General features: G+C 36.0%; 20 protein-coding genes. 9 read left to right on the top strand and 11 right to left on the bottom strand.

The genetic code is table 11. The features are described 5' to 3' along the window. The first annotated feature begins 53 nt into the window (after nucleotides 1-53). Nucleotides 54-365, top strand: a complete 312-nt coding sequence (locus tag BAQ44_RS27800; RefSeq protein ID WP_002008894.1) for a YutD family protein — start codon at nucleotides 54-56, stop codon at nucleotides 363-365. 40 nt (nucleotides 366-405) lie between these two features. Here the strand turns inward: BAQ44_RS27800 and BAQ44_RS27795 are convergent, their stop codons facing one another. The 3 genes from BAQ44_RS27795 to glpX all read right to left on the bottom strand — a co-directional run bounded on the left by BAQ44_RS27795 (nucleotide 406) and on the right by glpX (nucleotide 2,528). Continuing rightward, the gene (locus tag BAQ44_RS27795; protein ID WP_071724938.1) at nucleotides 406-903 is read right to left on the bottom strand and encodes a cytoplasmic protein; all 498 of its coding nucleotides are present in this window, start codon (nucleotides 901-903) and stop codon (nucleotides 406-408) included. Between the two features lie 370 nt (nucleotides 904-1,273). Further along, the gene (locus BAQ44_RS27785; protein WP_000392615.1) at nucleotides 1,274-1,540 is read right to left on the bottom strand and encodes a DUF3055 domain-containing protein; all 267 of its coding nucleotides are present in this window, start codon (nucleotides 1,538-1,540) and stop codon (nucleotides 1,274-1,276) included. Nucleotides 1,541-1,556: 16 nt separating this feature from the next. Further along, nucleotides 1,557-2,528 (bottom strand): class II fructose-bisphosphatase, encoded by a 972-nt coding sequence (gene glpX / locus BAQ44_RS27780; RefSeq protein ID WP_000439090.1) that lies wholly within the window; start codon nucleotides 2,526-2,528, stop codon nucleotides 1,557-1,559. A gap of 147 nt (nucleotides 2,529-2,675) precedes the next feature. Between glpX and BAQ44_RS27775 the strand changes: the two genes are divergently transcribed. The 4 genes from BAQ44_RS27775 to BAQ44_RS27760 all read left to right on the top strand — a co-directional run bounded on the left by BAQ44_RS27775 (nucleotide 2,676) and on the right by BAQ44_RS27760 (nucleotide 5,346). Then, entirely contained in the window at nucleotides 2,676-3,116 is a 441-nt protein-coding gene (locus BAQ44_RS27775) for a DUF86 domain-containing protein (RefSeq protein WP_061678031.1), read from the top strand. A 79-nt stretch (nucleotides 3,117-3,195) separates the two neighbouring features. Further along, entirely contained in the window at nucleotides 3,196-3,828 is a 633-nt protein-coding gene (locus tag BAQ44_RS27770; RefSeq protein ID WP_063260515.1) for a helix-turn-helix transcriptional regulator, read from the top strand. A 108-nt stretch (nucleotides 3,829-3,936) separates the two neighbouring features. Further along, nucleotides 3,937-4,701 carry a 5' nucleotidase NucF gene (locus BAQ44_RS27765; protein ID WP_063260516.1) on the top strand — a complete coding sequence of 255 codons (765 nt, stop codon included), beginning with the start codon at nucleotides 3,937-3,939 and terminating at the stop codon, nucleotides 4,699-4,701. A 114-nt stretch (nucleotides 4,702-4,815) separates the two neighbouring features. After that, complete coding sequence (locus BAQ44_RS27760) at nucleotides 4,816-5,346, top strand: iron ABC transporter substrate-binding protein (protein ID WP_071724934.1); 531 nt, start codon at nucleotides 4,816-4,818, stop codon at nucleotides 5,344-5,346. A gap of 33 nt (nucleotides 5,347-5,379) precedes the next feature. Here BAQ44_RS27760 and BAQ44_RS27755 read toward each other — a convergent pair whose 3' ends face one another. Beyond that, nucleotides 5,380-5,961 (bottom strand): NAD(P)H-dependent oxidoreductase, encoded by a 582-nt coding sequence (locus tag BAQ44_RS27755; RefSeq protein WP_071724933.1) that lies wholly within the window; start codon nucleotides 5,959-5,961, stop codon nucleotides 5,380-5,382. Nucleotides 5,962-6,190: 229 nt separating this feature from the next. Between BAQ44_RS27755 and BAQ44_RS27750 the strand changes: the two genes are divergently transcribed. After that, nucleotides 6,191-6,979: an ABC transporter ATP-binding protein gene (locus tag BAQ44_RS27750; protein ID WP_061679588.1), complete on the top strand. Its 789-nt coding sequence runs from the start codon at nucleotides 6,191-6,193 to the stop codon at nucleotides 6,977-6,979. Continuing rightward, a complete protein-coding gene (locus BAQ44_RS27745) occupies nucleotides 6,963-9,536 on the top strand; it encodes an FtsX-like permease family protein (RefSeq protein ID WP_071724931.1) in 2,574 nt (857 codons plus the stop codon). The genes BAQ44_RS27750 and BAQ44_RS27745 overlap by 17 nt, the downstream gene beginning before the upstream one ends. A 437-nt stretch (nucleotides 9,537-9,973) precedes the next feature. On the opposite strand, the gene BAQ44_RS27740 is transcribed toward BAQ44_RS27745, so the two are convergent. From BAQ44_RS27740 to BAQ44_RS27725, 4 genes are read right to left on the bottom strand one after another with little or no spacing between them, the layout of a single operon-like run. Beyond that, a complete protein-coding gene (locus tag BAQ44_RS27740; protein WP_071724929.1) occupies nucleotides 9,974-10,789 on the bottom strand; it encodes an HAD family hydrolase in 816 nt (271 codons plus the stop codon). Further along, nucleotides 10,786-11,898 carry a cysteine protease StiP family protein gene (locus BAQ44_RS27735; RefSeq protein ID WP_071724927.1) on the bottom strand — a complete coding sequence of 371 codons (1,113 nt, stop codon included), beginning with the start codon at nucleotides 11,896-11,898 and terminating at the stop codon, nucleotides 10,786-10,788. The genes BAQ44_RS27740 and BAQ44_RS27735 overlap by 4 nt, the downstream gene beginning before the upstream one ends. Before the next feature lie 5 nt (nucleotides 11,899-11,903). Further along, the gene (locus BAQ44_RS27730; protein ID WP_071724925.1) at nucleotides 11,904-13,250 is read right to left on the bottom strand and encodes a phosphoribosyltransferase family protein; all 1,347 of its coding nucleotides are present in this window, start codon (nucleotides 13,248-13,250) and stop codon (nucleotides 11,904-11,906) included. Next, the gene (locus BAQ44_RS27725) at nucleotides 13,195-14,298 is read right to left on the bottom strand and encodes an HpcH/HpaI aldolase/citrate lyase family protein (protein ID WP_071724923.1); all 1,104 of its coding nucleotides are present in this window, start codon (nucleotides 14,296-14,298) and stop codon (nucleotides 13,195-13,197) included. The genes BAQ44_RS27730 and BAQ44_RS27725 overlap by 56 nt, the downstream gene beginning before the upstream one ends. 161 nt (nucleotides 14,299-14,459) lie before the next feature. Here BAQ44_RS27725 and BAQ44_RS27720 point away from each other — a divergent pair, with 161 nt between their 5' ends. Further along, nucleotides 14,460-14,939, top strand: coding sequence for a GNAT family N-acetyltransferase (locus tag BAQ44_RS27720; RefSeq protein ID WP_071724921.1), 480 nt, complete (start codon nucleotides 14,460-14,462; stop codon nucleotides 14,937-14,939). 20 nt (nucleotides 14,940-14,959) lie between these two features. Here the strand turns inward: BAQ44_RS27720 and BAQ44_RS27715 are convergent, their stop codons facing one another. Beyond that, nucleotides 14,960-15,451 carry a phosphatidylglycerophosphatase A family protein gene (locus tag BAQ44_RS27715; RefSeq protein ID WP_000665102.1) on the bottom strand — a complete coding sequence of 164 codons (492 nt, stop codon included), beginning with the start codon at nucleotides 15,449-15,451 and terminating at the stop codon, nucleotides 14,960-14,962. 120 nt (nucleotides 15,452-15,571) lie between these two features. On the opposite strand from BAQ44_RS27715, the gene yutH reads away from it, so the two are divergent. Continuing rightward, entirely contained in the window at nucleotides 15,572-16,573 is a 1,002-nt protein-coding gene (gene yutH, locus BAQ44_RS27710) for a spore coat putative kinase YutH (RefSeq protein ID WP_071724919.1), read from the top strand. Nucleotides 16,574-16,630: 57 nt separating this feature from the next. Here the strand turns inward: yutH and BAQ44_RS27705 are convergent, their stop codons facing one another. Both BAQ44_RS27705 and BAQ44_RS27700 read right to left on the bottom strand, forming a co-directional pair. Further along, on the bottom strand, nucleotides 16,631-16,846 hold the full coding sequence (locus tag BAQ44_RS27705; RefSeq protein WP_001137787.1) for a hypothetical protein: 216 nt from the start codon (nucleotides 16,844-16,846) through the stop codon (nucleotides 16,631-16,633). Between the two features lie 312 nt (nucleotides 16,847-17,158). Then, nucleotides 17,159-17,395 carry a NifU family protein gene (locus BAQ44_RS27700; protein WP_000431158.1) on the bottom strand — a complete coding sequence of 79 codons (237 nt, stop codon included), beginning with the start codon at nucleotides 17,393-17,395 and terminating at the stop codon, nucleotides 17,159-17,161. Between the last annotated feature and the right edge of the window lie 158 nt (nucleotides 17,396-17,553).

Genomic DNA, 17,553 nt, shown 5'->3' with positions numbered 1-17,553 from the left:
GGTTGGTATGCTTTGTGATACGATAAAAAGAAGAATGCTTAGAGAGGAAGTTAATGATGGAGCAAAAGCAAGAGCAAGAGATGCATGCTACGGTGAGCATTAATAATGTTCAGTACGAAGTAATTAAAAACTTTCGTGATGGTTTTAGTGAAGAAGCATTTAAAGAGCGTTATGCAGAAATTTTAAATAAATATGATTACATCGTTGGGGACTGGGGTTATGAGCAACTTAGATTGCGCGGTTTCTTTGATGATAGTAATCAACGTTCGACATATGATACGAAAATTAGTACGTTAACGGAGTATTTATACGAGTACTGTAACTTCGGTTGTGCACACTTCGTATTACGAAAAGTGAAGAAATAAAAAAATCCTCTTACGATTGTAAGAGGATTTTTTTACTTGCTCACAAACAAATTGAAATAGAATCACCTTCAGAAAGTATTGCGTTTGGTTTCATGTGTTGTCCGTTCAATTGAATATCCCCATTTTTAATTTTATCCACAATGCGTGTACGGCTCCAGTCGGAAATATATGTGGATAAAGCTTTATCCATTCGGTGGGAACCGAAAACGATATCTAATACGATCGTGATTTCGGCTATACCGTTTTCCTTATGCTGCATAATGGAAATGGTAGTAGTTGTTTCTGTTTGATCTTGCTGCGTCATGTCGACTGTTTCAACGTGATCAGTAAATGATTTATAAATACGAAGTTTTTGATTCCACGTATGATCTTTTGGACATTTATAAATGGCAAAGCGGTATATATTTTTTCCATTGGCGTTATGCCTACGAATATTCGTGTCAGTAAATAGGGTATTGCGTCTGCAATTTTTACAATACTTTTCGATTGTGTTTTGCTCATTTTCATATAAACTCCAAGAAAGTTGTACTTTCTGCATTTTCCTTCACCTCTTATAGTAGTGGTAAAGGAACGTAATACAGCTATTTGGATGTCTTGTAGTATGAAGACATGAGAAATAGACAAAAATAAAAGGAGGTTCCCTTAGGAACCTCCGTAAACATCATACTACAGATGCGTTACGTTCCTTTGTAATGGGAATGGGCAGACTACTCCCTTGAAAAAGCGTGGTGCTTTTTTGAGAGTAATGCTATCCAATTGCTGGTCCATTACAAAGTAAATGTTGGCATACGTAGATAACGTCCTTTCTATCCAAATAGATTTATTCTTAATTATAACATAGTCGTTTGAAAATTCAAAATACTTAAAGTGGAAAAACACCAGCTAAAATAGCTGGTGCCTACGATAAATTATATAAGTTCAAATAAAAATGAGCGTAGTTCTTCTGCAATTTCTTCAGTCATAGAAAATGCATGCTCTAAGTAGCCTGGTTCGTTTAAATCGTCAGGACCGATGATTGCAAATTTATTGCGCTGCATATCAAGGACAATTGTTTTACCGTAATGACGATCAGAGTATAAAAGCGCTAAATCATGACGCTCATTTTCTCCCATAAAGCTAACGAAACGAGTTCTTGTAGCGACTGTGTCGTCGTACAGAAAGAAACGTTCTTCCATACACATGGCTCCTTTATTAAATATCTAAGTTTAAGTGTGGTTTATGATCTAAATGGTGATGCGTTTTAATGAATCGTACCGTTCTTGTTTTGTAACGCATAACGATAGAATATGTTTCAGCTAAATCTCCGCCAAGGAATTTCACACCGTCTAATAACTCACCAGCAGATACACCAGTTGCTGAGAAGATTGCATCATCCCCAGATACTAAGTCATCTAACATAAGAAGTTGACGAGGGTCTTCTAATCCCATTTCACGACAACGAGCTTCTTCTTCTTCGTTCATTGGAACTAAGCGAGCTTGCATTTCACCTTCAAGGCATTTTAATGCTGCTGCAGAAATAACACCTTCTGGAGCTCCACCAATACCTACGAATAAATCAATACCCGTTCCAGGTAGTGCTGTTGCGATTGACGCACCAACATCACCATCACCAAATAATTTTACGCGTGCACCTTTTGCACGAACACGGTCAATAATATCTTGATGACGTTCACGTTCTTGAACGATAACTGTTAGATCGCGAATCTTTTTATTGTTAGCTTCTGCTACAATTTCAATTGTTTTTTCAATTGGATCATCTAAGCTAATTTTACCAGCTGCTTTTGGACCAACCGCGATTTTTTCCATGTACATATCAGGAGCATGAAGAAGGTTTCCTTTATCTGCGATTGCGATAACTGCCATTGCATTTGCAAGGCCTTTTGCAACGATGTTTGTACCTTCTAATGGGTCAACGGCGATGTCTACTTCTGGACCGTTACCTGTTCCTAGTTCTTCACCAATATACAACATCGGTGCTTCATCAAGTTCTCCTTCACCAATTACAACTGTACCTGCCATGTTTACTGAATCAAACATATCACGCATTGCTGTAGTTGCTGCATCATCTGCTTCGTTTTTCTTTCCGCGGCCCATCCACTGTGCGGATGCTAATGCTGCTGCTTCTGTTACACGGACAATTTCTAGTGCGAGTTCACGTTCCAAGATTCCATTCCTCCAATTTCAAAAATCATACAAATATAACTATAACAAATAACGGAGAAAAGGTGAATTCGAAAAATTGTCGATTTTTTCAGAAGAAAGCGTTACAATTAAAATGTAAATGCTTTAATTTCCAGGTAGGTGACATTCATGTATTTTGTAGACAGAAAGAAAATAGAACAAATGCTAGTATGTTTAGAACGAGCAACAAGTACATTTCAAGAGAAAAAGATATATGAAACCGAGTTTGAATTTTACGCATTAGAACGCATAACTCATCTAATTATTGATAGTGTATTAGACGTAGGGAATGCGATGATTGATGGATTTATTATGCGCGATCCAGGAAGTTATGAAGATATTATCGATATTTTGATGGACGAGCGAGTGATAAGTGCAGAAGAAGGACAAGGAATGAAAGAAGTGATTCTTCTTCGGAAAATGCTTACGCAAGATTATATTCAAATGAATCATGATGAATTATATAAGACGATTCAAAAACATATTGCCGTGGTAGAGAAATACCCAGCAAATATTCGCAGTTATTTAGAGAAGGAATTAGGACCTGTATCTGCATTTGTACCAGAATAATTATGCTTATAAGATCCCCAAGGTACCTTTTTGGGGATCTTATATTGTATGTGAGAAAGAAAAGGGAGAAGGTTGAAACATGGGGGAAGCACGTACGACGAAAGATGAAATTGTGCAATTGTTGAAAGTAAAGGGAGAGCATACAGTAGCAGAACTAGCTGATGTTTTAGAGATTACAGAAATGGCGATCCGAAGACATTTAAGTAATCTTGAGAAAGATGGTTTCATTTATTCCAAGATGGTAAGGCAACATGTCGGAAGACCAACTTATTTGTATGGATTAAGCGAAAAGGGAGAAGATACATTCCCGAAGGAGTATAAGCAATTTGCGATTGATATGCTAGAGGATTTAGCTCGGATGGGTGATGAAAAAATACTTCGTCACGTTTTAAAAGAGAGAACGAAGCGAATGGAAGAACAGTTGCAAAAGCGAGTGAGTAATCAAAAGAATTTAGCATATAAAGTGCAAGAGATAGCAGCTATGCAAGAGAAAAATGGTTATATGGTTCAAATAAAGAGAGATGGAGAAAACTCTTTCATAATTGAAAAACAAAATTGTCCGTTAAAGGAAATTGCAGAGAGATTCCCGCAAGTATGTGAAGATGAAAAAGAGATGTATAATCGTTTATTTGCAGGTGCAGATGTAAAGACGTTAGCAAACATGTGTGAGGGCGATTGTAGTTGTTCTTACCAAGTAAAAGAGAAAAAATGAACGTTATGGGGCGCTTTAAGGTAAAGCGTTTTTTTCTTTGGAAAAAGCGGGTAATATAAGAGTGGTATGATAGGTGAGAACGTTAGCATAGAAGGAGAGACATAATCGATGTATAAAGGTTACTTAATTGACTTAGACGGTACGATGTATCGCGGAGAAGAACAAATTGAAGAAGCGAGCGACTTCGTAAAAGCATTAGGAGAGCGCGGCATTCCTTATTTATTCGTTACGAATAACTCAACGCGTAAACCAGAACAGGTGGCAGAAAAACTTGTTCGTTTCGATATTCCAGCGAAAGCAGAGCAAATATTCACAACGAGCATGGCGACTGCGAACTTCATTTATGAACGCAAACAAGACGCAACTGTTTATATGATTGGTGAAGAGGGCTTACATGATGCACTTGTGGAAAAAGGATTTGAACTTGTGGATGAAAATCCTGATTTCGTTGTTGTCGGTTTAGATCGTGACATCACATATGAAAAATTAGCAAAAGCTTGTCTTGCTGTACGTAACGGCGCAACATTTATTTCTACAAATGGAGACATTGCTATTCCGACTGAGCGCGGATTATTACCAGGTAACGGTTCATTAACATCAGTTGTAGCAGTATCAACAGGTGTGGATCCAATCTTTATCGGAAAACCAGAATCAATCATTATGGAACAAGCGTTAAAAGTGCTTGGTATAGGAAAAGATGAAGCATTAATGGTTGGGGATAACTACGATACAGACATTTTGGCGGGAGTAAATGCTGGTATGCATACGCTTCTTGTCCACACTGGAGTCACAACTGTGGAGAAGTTAACAGAATATGAAGTACAACCAACGCAAGTTGTGCATAACTTGACGGAGTGGATTGAGAAGATGTAATGAAATGCAGGTAACCGGAATAGGTTACCTGTTTTTTTATGCATAATTGCATATTCGTTGTTGTTATATAAAATGTAAAATTTATATGTAATGATGCAAGAGGAGGGAATAAGAGTGTACTGGATGTCATGTATTATGTTTGTTTTTACATTATGTGTTTTGTTTTTTGTTCTATGGAAGATATATAAAATAAATGAAATGAAAAAAAGTGCGGGAAAACTTATTGCAACATATCCACGAGTGAAGAGACGGTGGATTGCTTTACTTGGGCCAGCATATTTCATTGGACAATGTATGTATATATATGCTCAGTACGTAAGTGGCGATATGGATACAGCTGAACAGTTTCTTATTCAGTCGGGTAGTTATGTTGTAGCAAGTTGTTTTATGACTTTAATAGCTATCAATCTTATTAAAAGTGTAAAAATATATGAAAAAGGTGTAGTAGACGGATTAAACTTTTATTCATATGAAGAATTAAAAGGCTATAAAACATCGACATGGGAAAATCCAAAAGAAAATATATTTTTATATCGTGGGCGAGAAAAAATGAATGACAATGTGAATTTACTTATTAGACAGGAAGATATGAATGAGTTAGAAAGCATTCTTCAAAGATATATTCCGAAATTAATGACGAAATAAAAAACTCCGGTTTTAACAACCGGAGTTTTTTTATTAAAATGCACGATTCACAACATCTTTCACTTCTTCAAGATATTGTTTACGCACATTATCATCCACAGAAGGGACACTCGTATAGAATGTATGCTCAATTGTTTCAATGCCTGTAAATTCAAAAATACCAACATCTGCTGTTTTCTTCATTGCTTCAAACATACCGCCTGCTGTGTATGCTTCTTTCGTATTTCCCATTGTAGATAATAATAAGCCTTTTTTACCGCTTAACAACTTCTCGATACCATTTTCACCGTAAGCATAAGCGAAGCCGTGACTAAATACACGATCAACGTATCCTTTTAAAATAGCAGGAAGTCCCGCCCACCAAACTGGATAAATGAATGTAATGCTATCAGCCCAAGAGAGGTGCGCTTGCTCTTCTTTAATATCTTCTGGTGTATTTCCTTGAGAAAATGAGATGAAATCCGAAGCGCCTAATACTGGATTGAAGTTTAATTCGTATAGATCACGAACGCGAACTTCATGACCTTTTTCTTCTAATTCACTTTTTACCGTTTCTAAAATCGCATGGTTGAAGCTTTCTGTATTTGGGTGTGCATAAACGATTACATGTTTCATTATTCTTCCTCCTATTTGTGGATGTGTGAATAGTTTTTTTATTTATGTAACTATTATGGTTACTTCTGTTGTGAGAGTCAACTTTTCTGACGTGAGAAATAAAGTGAAAATGTAATTAGCTAATATGGGATACATGTTAGTATGTGACAAAAAAATACAAAAAAGTAGGGATTTTGCATTCTGAATAGAATATATAGATTGGTAAATAGAGAGAGAAGGGGATATTGGGATGAATATTATTGAAATTGAAAGGTTAGAAAAATCGTTTGATATTGGGGATAGTAAAGTAAAGATATTAAAAGGCATTAATCTTCAAATTCAAAAAGGAGATTTTGTTTGTATTATGGGGGCAAGTGGTTCAGGGAAAACGACTTTATTGCAGTTATTAGGTGGATTAGATATTCCATCGGTAGGTAGTATTCGAGTTGATGGTACAGAGATTTCAACATTAAAAGAAAAAGAGCTCGCTTTATTTAGAAGGCATAAAATCGGTTTTATTTTTCAGCAGTTTAATTTGATTCCAGTGTTTAGTGCGGAGGAGAATGTAGGATTACCTTTACTGTTAGATAATGTGTCGCAAAAGAAGGCAACGGTGACAGCAAAGCGATTATTAGAACTTGTCGGATTGAAGGGAAAAGAAAAACATTTACCAGCACAGTTATCAGGTGGGCAACAGCAAAGGGTTGCGATTGCAAGAGCTTTTGCAAATGAGCCGGCTATTATATTAGCAGATGAACCAACAGGGGCACTAGATTCGGAAAATAGCAAAAACATAATTGCGGCACTTCGCAATGCGTGTGATGAATTAGGGCAAACAGCTGTCATTGTAACGCACGACCCGTTCGTAGCGGCCCATGCGGATAAAGTTGTTTTCTTATTAGATGGTGAAGTGATTCATGAACATGCTGAAAGTAAAGGATGGAAGTTTCGAAATATCCCGCAACAAGTTACTCACATTCAAGAGATTATGAATCGTCACTTTAAAGTAGGGGGTAAAGGTGATGCGATGGGTAATTAAGTATGCAGTAAAATCGATGAAACAAAATTGGTTACGTAATATGTTGATTGCCCTCGGTGCAGCTTTAGGTGTTATGTTAGCGACGATGTTATTACTAGGTAATCAATCAGTAGAGAAAAGCGTGAAGGAACAAGTAGTAAGCCGGTATGGAGATTATAATTTACAATTTGGTTATATAAAAAATGATATGTATTTAAATAATGAAAGTTTAAAAGGAATAGATGGCTTAGAAAATGCTGAAAAAATATCAAAAGTACTTATACCATATCCTTTTCCAAATTATAAAGAGTTATCGGGAAAACCGTCCTATTGGGGGGTGGAGCAAGATTCTCCAGAAATGAATTCTTATAAAATATTAGAAGGTCGATATCCGAAAGAAGGGGCTGAAGTAGCACTGACAAAAGGATATACAGATCGTGAAAATATACGGGTAGGAGATACGATTCAGTTGCCATTCCCGCAACATGGAGAAAAGACTGTGAAAGTCGTCGGCATTTTAAATCCACCGCTAATGGCAGCAATGGGGCACGGGGCTTATTTTCCAATCCATTGGCTTCAAAAAGAATTAAATCTACCAAATCAATTCAACCTCGTTCAAGTGAAAACAGCCGATGTAAATGTGAAAAGAGCAATTGCTCTTGATGTAAATAAGAAGATAGAAAATATAAAGGTGGATCAACGTACTTATGTTGATAAGGCGTTTGAACGACTAAATGTAATGAAGCCGTTAATTTTTAGTTTAGGTGGTATTGCTTTATTTGTTGTAGCTCTTTTAATAATGGGAAGTTTCTTCTTATCTGTTAGAAGTCGATTTAAGCAGTGGGCATTATTACGTGCGCTCGGTAGTAACCCAAATCAAATTATAGTAGTCGTTTTATTAGAGGCTTTATGCATTGGAGCAATCGGATCGCTAGCAGGAGTTATTCTTGGAGCAGGTACGCAAACAATTGCTGCATCATTCATTAATAAATGGGTGAATATTGAGGGCGCAGGGAAAGCATCATTCTCGATCTCAGGTGAGATTTTACTCATTACTTTTTTACTAGGGATTGTTATGTCTATCATAGGGGCCATTATACCAGCTTTCATGGTTAGAAAGATTCCACCAGTTCAAGCACTTCGTCCTGGTCTTCCTAGTAATGAAAAAAAAGAAAAAAGATGGAGTGCTTTTAGTCTTAGCATTTTAATCCTTGGTACCGCTATTGGACTCACGGGTAGCGTATTAGAGCAGTATATCGGTTTTAATCCAAGTGCGATAGGAGCGCTTTTATTTGCGGTCGGTTTGTTATTGGCGATTCCGTTATTTATTCGCGTAATAGCACCAGTGATTGCAAAACCGTTTCAAATGATATTACGAATTGAAACGACGATTAGTAGCCGGAATGTAATTCGTTATCGAAACAAGGCAGCCGTGTCGGTTGCTATATTAGCATTTGGTTTTATGTTAGCACTTGTTGGAACGATGTATGTAAATTCTATGTATGAAGGTATGAAAAAAGGGTTACAAAAACATTTACCAGCGGACTTAGTAGTAAGAATTCCAGTAGAGTCGCAAGGAATAGAAACATTACCGTTTAGTTGGATGGAGAAGGTTAGAAAAATTGATGGTGTGGAATCGAGTGTTGGGAATGCTACTGACTTTACCGCAAAGCTTGTGAATTATGACTTTAAAAAAGCGAATCAAGAATGGTATGAATTTATGAAAAAAAACAATTTGACCTATGATTCAATGGAAGTTGTAGGAAACGATATTGTAGCGTACCAGAAAGTAACAAAGGCGAAAGTGATTGCAGGACAAGCTTTAAATAAGCCATTACAAGATGGTGAGGGAGTCGTTACGAAGGAAGTGGCTAAAAATTTAGGGCTTCAGTTGCATGATACGGTTGACGTACAAGGAAAAGGGAAAGAAAAACAAACAATTAAAGTCGTTTCGATTATTGAGCAAGGATTAAGGTTAAGGAGTTTGGATATTTTCGTAAATGAACAATGGGCTCGCGATAAGTTTCACGTACAAGGATATGAAGCAATTCAAATTATGACAAATTCTAATCAATCGTTTGAAGCGATTAAGAAGCAAGTAAAACAAGTTACAAATAATAAAGAGAATGTAGAAGTTATAAACAGTTATGATTTATTGAAAGAACAAGAGCAGTTATTATCGCAAATGATGATGTTAATTCGCTTGTTAGTTGTAATTGTTTTCATTATTTCTGGTATAGGATTAATGAATGCGATTGTCGCAAGCTTGCATGAAAGACGTGCTGAAATTAGTATGATTCGTGCGGTAGGAGCTATTCCGAAGCAGATGAGACGGATCGTTTTATTAGAGGGAACTTTACTTGGAGCGATAGCGGGTTGTATAGGGATTTTTGGTGGGATTTTGTTTAGTTATATTGTGTTATCGAGTCTCGAGTTAACAGTTATTATTATTCCGTATAATCAAGTTATCATATTGGCTCTAGCTAGCGTGATACTTGGGGCAGGGGCAGCATTGATTGCTTCCTTACAATTAAGAAAGTTTAAATTAAGTGATACTTTAAAAGAGTTATCAGCATAAAAGATTGTTATACCCCGCTCATACAAAGAACAAAGAAAACAAATAAAATGATAACAATACCAATGCCGAAGTTAAATACGAGAGTACTATCCATACTATGGAACCTCCTTATGTGAAAGTAAAAAGCACTCTAGCCAAGAGTGCTTTTTTATTTTGAATCTGCTTCAAAACTTTGAGGAAAGGATTCATGCATGTAAAGAGTTACATTATTTTATGTGTTTATATGTTGAAATGAGTAAGTCCTCGTGAGATATAAAAAAAAAGACACTCTTTCGAGTGTCTTTCATGATGACAAATGTGCCAATTGCTTGAGTTTGATAAGGCGCTAATATCCGTTTTAACGCCTTTTCTTTGATCAAGAAGTGTAGCAACAGCGATTCAAATAAAATTGTACCATTTGTTTCATAGGTATGCGTATGCAATTGTGCATATTTCGATTATGAGGTAGGTAATGAACTGTGAATAATTTGAAGTGATTTATTTACGATTTCTTCTGCGGCATATATGCCGATTGCATCTGTCTTTACAACATGGGGTTGTAAGTGATTATATGTTGCCCCTAATTCACCGTGAAGTGGTGCGAAGGCATAGTTAGCTTTTTCAAGCATGCATAAATCGAGTAAAGAATCCCCAGCTGTAATAATAGTGTCTATTTGTAGCACTTCTTTTATATATTGCACAGCATCCCATTTGTTAATAGGCTTCGGTACAAAATATAATTTTCTACCTTGAAGTGAATGAGCCCAGCCTTGTTTGTCTAACCAAGAAATAAAGGATGTTAATTCGTCATAAGGAATGTTCTCTCGTTTAATGATGCAATAGTGGAATAAATTATCAGCTGTTTTTTGTGATATAACCCAATCTTTATGAGCGATTTGTTCAAATTCCTTTAGTATATCATTTCTCTCTAAACATTCTACTGAAAGTCTTTTTTTTATTTCTTTGTTCCAAGTAACATCTTGCTTGCCGTCATGAAGGATATTACCGCCGTTACTTGTAATGGCATATTCGGGAATGATTTCATTTTGGAATAAAGTAATACGCTGAAACTGTTCCATCGTTCTTGTTGTAACTGGGATAAAATATGAGTGCAGTTGCAATTTTTTTAGTAGTGAAATGGTTTTATGTGATATGAAAGAAATTTCTTTTCCGTCTAAGGTTTCAATGAGTTGAATTGACTCATCTTCTATAGGCGCACGAAATGATTTTCGGGAATAAATAAGCGTCTGATCGAGATCACTGGCAAAAATCATATTGTTTCCCTCCTAAGAGGTTTAATGAGCCCGCAACATGAATAAGCCATATTCTCATATATTTCAATAGGGACATTCTTTTCTTTAGCAAGAAGTAAAATATGTTTTAAATCGGGATTGTTTTGCTTGCGTATTAAAATTTTCCACGGTATTCTCCGGAGTAATACGCGAGTTGCTTCACCGACTCCTGGTTTAATTAAGTTAATATCGTCAATTTCAAAGTGAGCTTGGATAGACTGTATATCTTTTAATCCTTGCCAAGATGGATCGGTGTATGTTGAAGCAATATAATGTAATTGATTATCTATATGAGAATGAACAGAAGGGAATAGATTTGTTACTTCATCGATGAAGTAATTTGATAAATCTTCTTGTTCTAGCTCTTTATAATATTTAACACCATGAAAATCACTTGGGCCAATATAGGTGTCATTTAGTACAGTGCGGCTAATTAGTCCAGAGACGGTTGCATTTAAGCAAGCACTAGGGATAAGAAAATCTTCGCGTGTACCGTAAATTGAAGTACAGTAACCTGGATCAGCAAGTACAGCCATACAATGAGAAAGGTGTGTATTATTTCTCTCGTTAAATGTATGTACTGCATGTTCCAATTCCTTTTTTATTGCACCTTTTCCAGTCCAACCATCAATGAATTGAATTGTTTCTTTAGGGTGATGTTCTAAAATATAGCGAAGTGCATTTTCATCGATACCGCGTCCACGAATAATGGAAATACAATAGTGAGGTACATCAAGGTTATATTGATAGCGTATATAGCGTTTTATAAGAATCCCGATAGGTGTACCAGCACGAGCTAATGAGACGAGGACAAGATTCGTTCCTTTAGTCTGTATAATTTGTTCAGCGACAACTCCAACTGCAGTTGCTAGTTTGTGCTTGTATTGTTGCAGGGAGGAAAAGAATAAGTCCATATATGCTTTAGATGGTTTATATTCTACTGGTAACATTTCAGAATAATGTGTGCCGGCTTGAATTGCTTGTTCTCTAGTTTCTGTGGAACTTTCTTTCATTAAATCACTAATATCTTTTAATAGAAAAATAGCATCATTTGGATCGTAACTACTAATATGAGAATTTACTTTTACCATAATTATCAACCTTCCTTTTCTGTGCTATTTGAAAATGAGACGATATGAATACAGGGAATAACTGTTTGTAACTGATATAGAAGAGGAGATAGGGCTTCTTCTTTTACATCACGTTCCAGAAAAACAAATACTTCATCGTAATCATGAGGTGAAATGTTATAAAAGTAATTTGTAATAGTAGAATCTTCGGGACTTGGATATGGGAAATGATTATGAATGGCGTAGTTCACATCATTTGAAACAGGGTGGATAGGACTTCGTGTTGTAGATTGATATAAAATATTTTCACCCATTTCAGCAGCGATTTTCATTGGAATATACATAAATTCGCCCGTTCCGAGGCAGAGCGCTCGTTTTCCAATTCTCTTTCTTTGTAACATTTTTCCTGCTTCTTGAGTAAAAGAATGAATGTGCTTTTGTTCATATGATGAAATGCCAAAGCGTCCAGTATATTTTATGTAATTTGATGTATAGGATAATGTTGGACAAGTAATGGTATGCTTTTTGAAATAAGGTTTTGTTTCTTCAGTTTGCATAGTTGGTTTTGAAACATTCGACGGTTGGCCAGTTGTATGAATGATTCCTTCTAATAAAGAAATAACATGAATTTTTATTTGAAGTTCTTCTTCTAGTTGTTTAAATTGTCTTCTATTAGTATTAGAACGCCAGTCTAATAAAGAAGCAATGGTATATTCTTCTCGTGGAAATTGCTGTTGAATGGATCTGATAATATTTAGTGCGGTTTTTCCGGTTGTCATCTCATCATCTACGAGAACGATTGGATTGTTGTTTTGAAAAAAGCTCTTATCGACATAACAACGGTGTGATGTTGCATGAGAATGTTCTTCCTCGAATGTAATGACAGATTCGAGATTGGGTATCGATTCCCTGGTTGTATGTACATACTTTGCATTTTGAAAGCATTGAAACATAGAATGGCCAAGTGCAGTTGCTGTTTCAGCGAATCCGATAAATAACACTTCTTCTTGCAAGGGATATTGATAATGAAATACTTCTTCTGGAATTTCATCAACTTCTAATGAAATAAGATTTAAAATTTCTTTTTGAAACGGATGAAAAGTATTATGTAGTATTTCCATATATCTTGCAGCGAGAGCAAATCCACTTGCTAGAGAGACTGCCGGTTTAATAGGAAGATGCTTTCCAAGAATTGTACTCACAAATAAAAAACTCCGCTTCTTATTTATCCTCGCTGCCATTTGAAAAAGATTGTTTAATTCTAAGTTATATGGATTATCACGTACTTCTACATGAACCTTTATATTATTTAAAACGTTATACGTGTTGTTTTGCGTTTGTAATAAGGAAGTCGGTGAATTGTTTGTTTTCATGTAGCACCCCGTAAATATTAGATTTTAAAATGGTTTTGCGAGCCCAGTTATAATGTGGTTTTACTTCATTCATTTTGTTAGCAAAACTGCTTTTTAGCACTCCGTTATACGTATCTGCATTTTGTAAAATTGACCTTGCGTCTAAATAATCTTCCATTGTGACAATGTGCATTGCTTGTACAACTTTAATATGAGATGGGTGAATAACTGTCTTTCCGATTAATCCATTTGCATGGTCAAGCGATACCTCTTGAATGAGCCCTTTTTCGTAATCATTAGAAAAATATTCCCATACACATCCTGAAATAACATATTCATTTGTCGCTCTGGAGAAAATATTAATAATGTCTGAAATACAATCACGAACAACGGTAATATGATAGATTGGTGTGTATTTATTGCGCCGAATACCAAATATACTTGAAAAATCAGTGGCGCCAATACGTACATTTAAGATGTAATCACGATAGGAATCTAGTAAATCTTTTATTTGTAATAACGACTCTACGCGTGTTTCTTTATACATAATTTCTGGTGATTCTAAAATCGGCATTCCATAAAGGGATAATGAATATAGTTCGTTTATATATGCAAGCTGATCGATATAAGTCTTTCCATTAACGGGTGTGAATTTTGGGAAGACGAAACCACATAAGCAATGAACGGCACTACCTAATTCAGTAACAATTGTCTTCATTTGACTTGGCTGTCGAACTCTAATAAAAAGAAGTGGAATGTCTGATTGACTTAGTATGTTGGCACTGACTAAGTTGGCGATTTGCTGTATTTGAACGACGATGTTTTGCTCTGCAAATTTTACTTCCTCATCGCTAATAGAGTCTTCTAGACAAAAAATAATAGAGGTAGCTTCCACATGTTTTTTTCTAATTATATCTTCCGCAATCGTTTCTTTCGTACCAGGAGTATACAGTGTAGCCCCTAATGCGTAAGCTAATTGCTCTTTCTCTATACTTTTTGAAAAACTAAGAGGTTCTTTATAGAAAAATTTTTGACGTTCTTCTAAGGAGAGATAAGAAAAGTAATTCAAATTGTCACCACCTTATTTCAAATAATTCTGTTTAATCGTAACATAATAAGGAAAATCTTCCATGAAAATGAAATAATAAATTTAAAAAATATATTGAGAAAGATGAATTATAAGATGAATATCGAATATTGTTAGTAGAAATATAATAGGGGGAGAGAAGGATGGATATACATAAGTTAACAGAAGAAGAAGCAAATGAGATAAATACGTGGACGTATGAAGAACCTTATGATTTGTATAGTTTTTCAGGAGAGGAAGAAGCAATAGAAGAATTATTAGATGGGACGTATTATGGTTGTTGTGACGATAAGGGAGAGTTTATCGGCTATTTTTGTTTTGGGGAAAATGCACAAGTGCCAGGGGGAAGAGATGCTCATTTATATGGTGGAGAAGATGTAATTGATATCGGACTTGGCATGAAGCCAGCGTTAACGGGGAAAGGGTTGGGGGAGATATTTTTTCAAGCTGGGATAGCCTTTGCAGCGAAAGAATATAAACCGAAGACATTTCGACTTAGCGTAGCGACATTTAATACAAGGGCGATTACGCTATATAAAAACATAGGTTTTCAGCAAGGTCCTATTTTTTTGAGTCGCGGAAGAGAATTTATGATTATGGAATATGAAAGACCGTCAGTATGAAACTGACGGTCTTTCGTATTTTACTCCGAATGATCAGCTCGGTGCGCTAAACGGCTTGAAGCAGCGGCAGCGATTCCGCCAACGATATCATCAAGGAATGTGTGCACCTTTCCAGTTGATTTATCATTTAAGTATTCTAAAATACCAGGTTTTAATTTATCGATATATCCAAAGTTCGTGAAACCGATAGAGCCGTACACATTAACGATAGAAAGTGCGATCACTTCATCAATTCCGTATAAGCCTTCATCACGTTTTACGATATCTTGTAACGGCTCACTTAACATTCCTTTTTCAGCAAGAACATCGAGTTCGATACCTGTAATCAGTGCGTTTTGTACTTCACGTTTTGATAATACACGCTCAACGTTATAACGGCATTCTGACATCTCTAAATTTGGATGATATTTTTTTTGAAGAAAATGAACAAGCTCAGCAATATCGTCAATTGTTACACCGCGCTCTTGTAATAGTTGTAATGCTCTTTCTTGTAGTTGATTTGATTCTTTCATGTTTATCACCTTTTTTTCTTTTTAGTATTTGTATACGTTTCTTTGCTTTATCATGTGCATAGGAATGAAAGGCGAGCACAAGCTCATATATATAAAGAAAAACCATAGGTGGCGACTGCGATGATTCATCATATTTATGAGCATTATCACATGCATGTTAAAGAATTAATCCCCCTTGGCCCCTATAAAAGCTTTTGGATTCGCAACAAAATTTATGTACTTGTTCCAATTGGAGAAATGGAGGAAGAAGTACTTGTAGAGATGAAAAAGCTCAGTGACTATATGAACCAGCAAGGGGATATAACTGTAGCGACTTTCGTTCCGACTATACACGGCTACTATGTAAGCGAGATAGAAGAACAAAATTACTGCTTATTAAAAGGTATGCGTGCGTTAGAACGACATGCTACATCATTAGGAAGTGAGCTTTCTATATTCCATAAACGAGGCGCATTCTTTCCAGAAGAAATCGAGCAATTAAGCCGCATTGGTGAATGGAAAGCGTTATGGGAAAAAAGGCTCGATCAATTAGAAAAGTTTTGGCAATCACAAGTGATGAACCACCCTACAGACGTATTCGATCAATTGTTTATTGAATCCTTCCCGTATTACTTAGGAGTTGCAGAAAATGCAATTCAGTATGTTGTCGATACAGAGATGGATGATACGCCGCAAATGACTGATGCAGCAACAATTTGCCAAGAACGATTTACACCCTTATTATGGCATCAAACGAAGCGCCTCAAACTTCCTTTTGATTGGGTGTATGATCACCCAACTCGAGATATGGCAGAATTAATCCGCTATATGATGATAGAAAAACAGAAAGACTGGGAGCAAACAATCGTTCAATTTGTTACAGACTATGAACGAAATTATTCGCTATCCTCATTTGGTTGGCGCTTATTATTTGCAAGGCTCCTGTTCCCACTTCACTACTTTGAAACAGTCGAACGATATTACCAAACAGGAAACGAAGAACAAAAAAGCATATATAGAGATCGCTTAGAAGCCATTTTACACGATGTGAACCGCTCTGAGCAATTTATGAAGCATTTTTATGGCTCACTTCGTTTACCAGTTGATAAGTTAGGGATTAAAAAATTAGATTGGCTATCTTAAAATAAAAAAGAGACCGATTGAGGTCTCTTTTTTTATACTACAATTGTATGTAATACATTATGCCCCTACCTGTTGATCTGCACATATATTTAAAATGAATTGATGTTGTTCGATTTTTTCATTTACTTTACTCAATAATTCTTGCTGGATTTCTTTAAATAAAAATTGGTAGCTCGCATTCCACGTTGGTATAACGGATGAAAGATCTAATAAATACTCTTTTTTCTTTTCTAGTTCTTGAATTGTTAAAAAAGTGTTTCCCATTCTTGGCATGTGTCGTCCCCCTATGTTTTTTCTGTATATGTGTGAACGATTCTATAGTATTAATTATCTCACTTTTTGAGAAGGATTTCCAATTTTGTTTTATGATGTTAAAGGAGAGGTGCTATTTGAATAAAAAAAGAGACCCATTTGGGTCTCTTTCTAGGAAGCGATTCTGAACGAGCCACTTCCGCTTTTAGATTAATATCTAGCTCCAGCGGCTAAAATGTTCGGTGGCTTCGCTTCTTCCGCCGAGGCAAAAAGCGCCTATATGTCAGAAGCTCCATCCTCCTCACATTTTGAACGAGCCGCTTCCGCTTTTAATTAAAATACTTGTTCTACTTCAATAACGCCTGGTACTTCTTCAAGTAATGCGCGTTCGATACCAGCTTTTAGTGTGATTGTAGAACTTGGGCAGCTTCCGCAAGCACCCATAAGGCGTAATTTTACGATACCTTCTTCAATGTCTACTAATTCAACGTCTCCGCCATCGCGAAGTAAGAATGGACGTAATTTATCTAATACTTCTAATACTTGTTCTTCCATATGTGGGTTTTCCATTTTTATCGACTCCTTTCATCAGTTTTATTATAATCAAGATAGAGGGGAAAATCTATTTTTTCTCTTCTTGTTTTATTGTCGAAATATTTTATCGTGTTTTTTCAGTATAGGGGTAGGGAATAAGTTTGTAAAATGATGTGCTTATGTAATAAGACATC

The sequence above is a fragment of the Bacillus mobilis genome (assembly GCF_001884045.1).
Lineage (GTDB): Bacteria > Bacillota > Bacilli > Bacillales > Bacillaceae_G > Bacillus_A > Bacillus_A mobilis.
The sequence above is the reverse complement of the archived record's forward strand: the minus strand, read 5'-3'. Positions and strand labels throughout refer to the sequence as shown.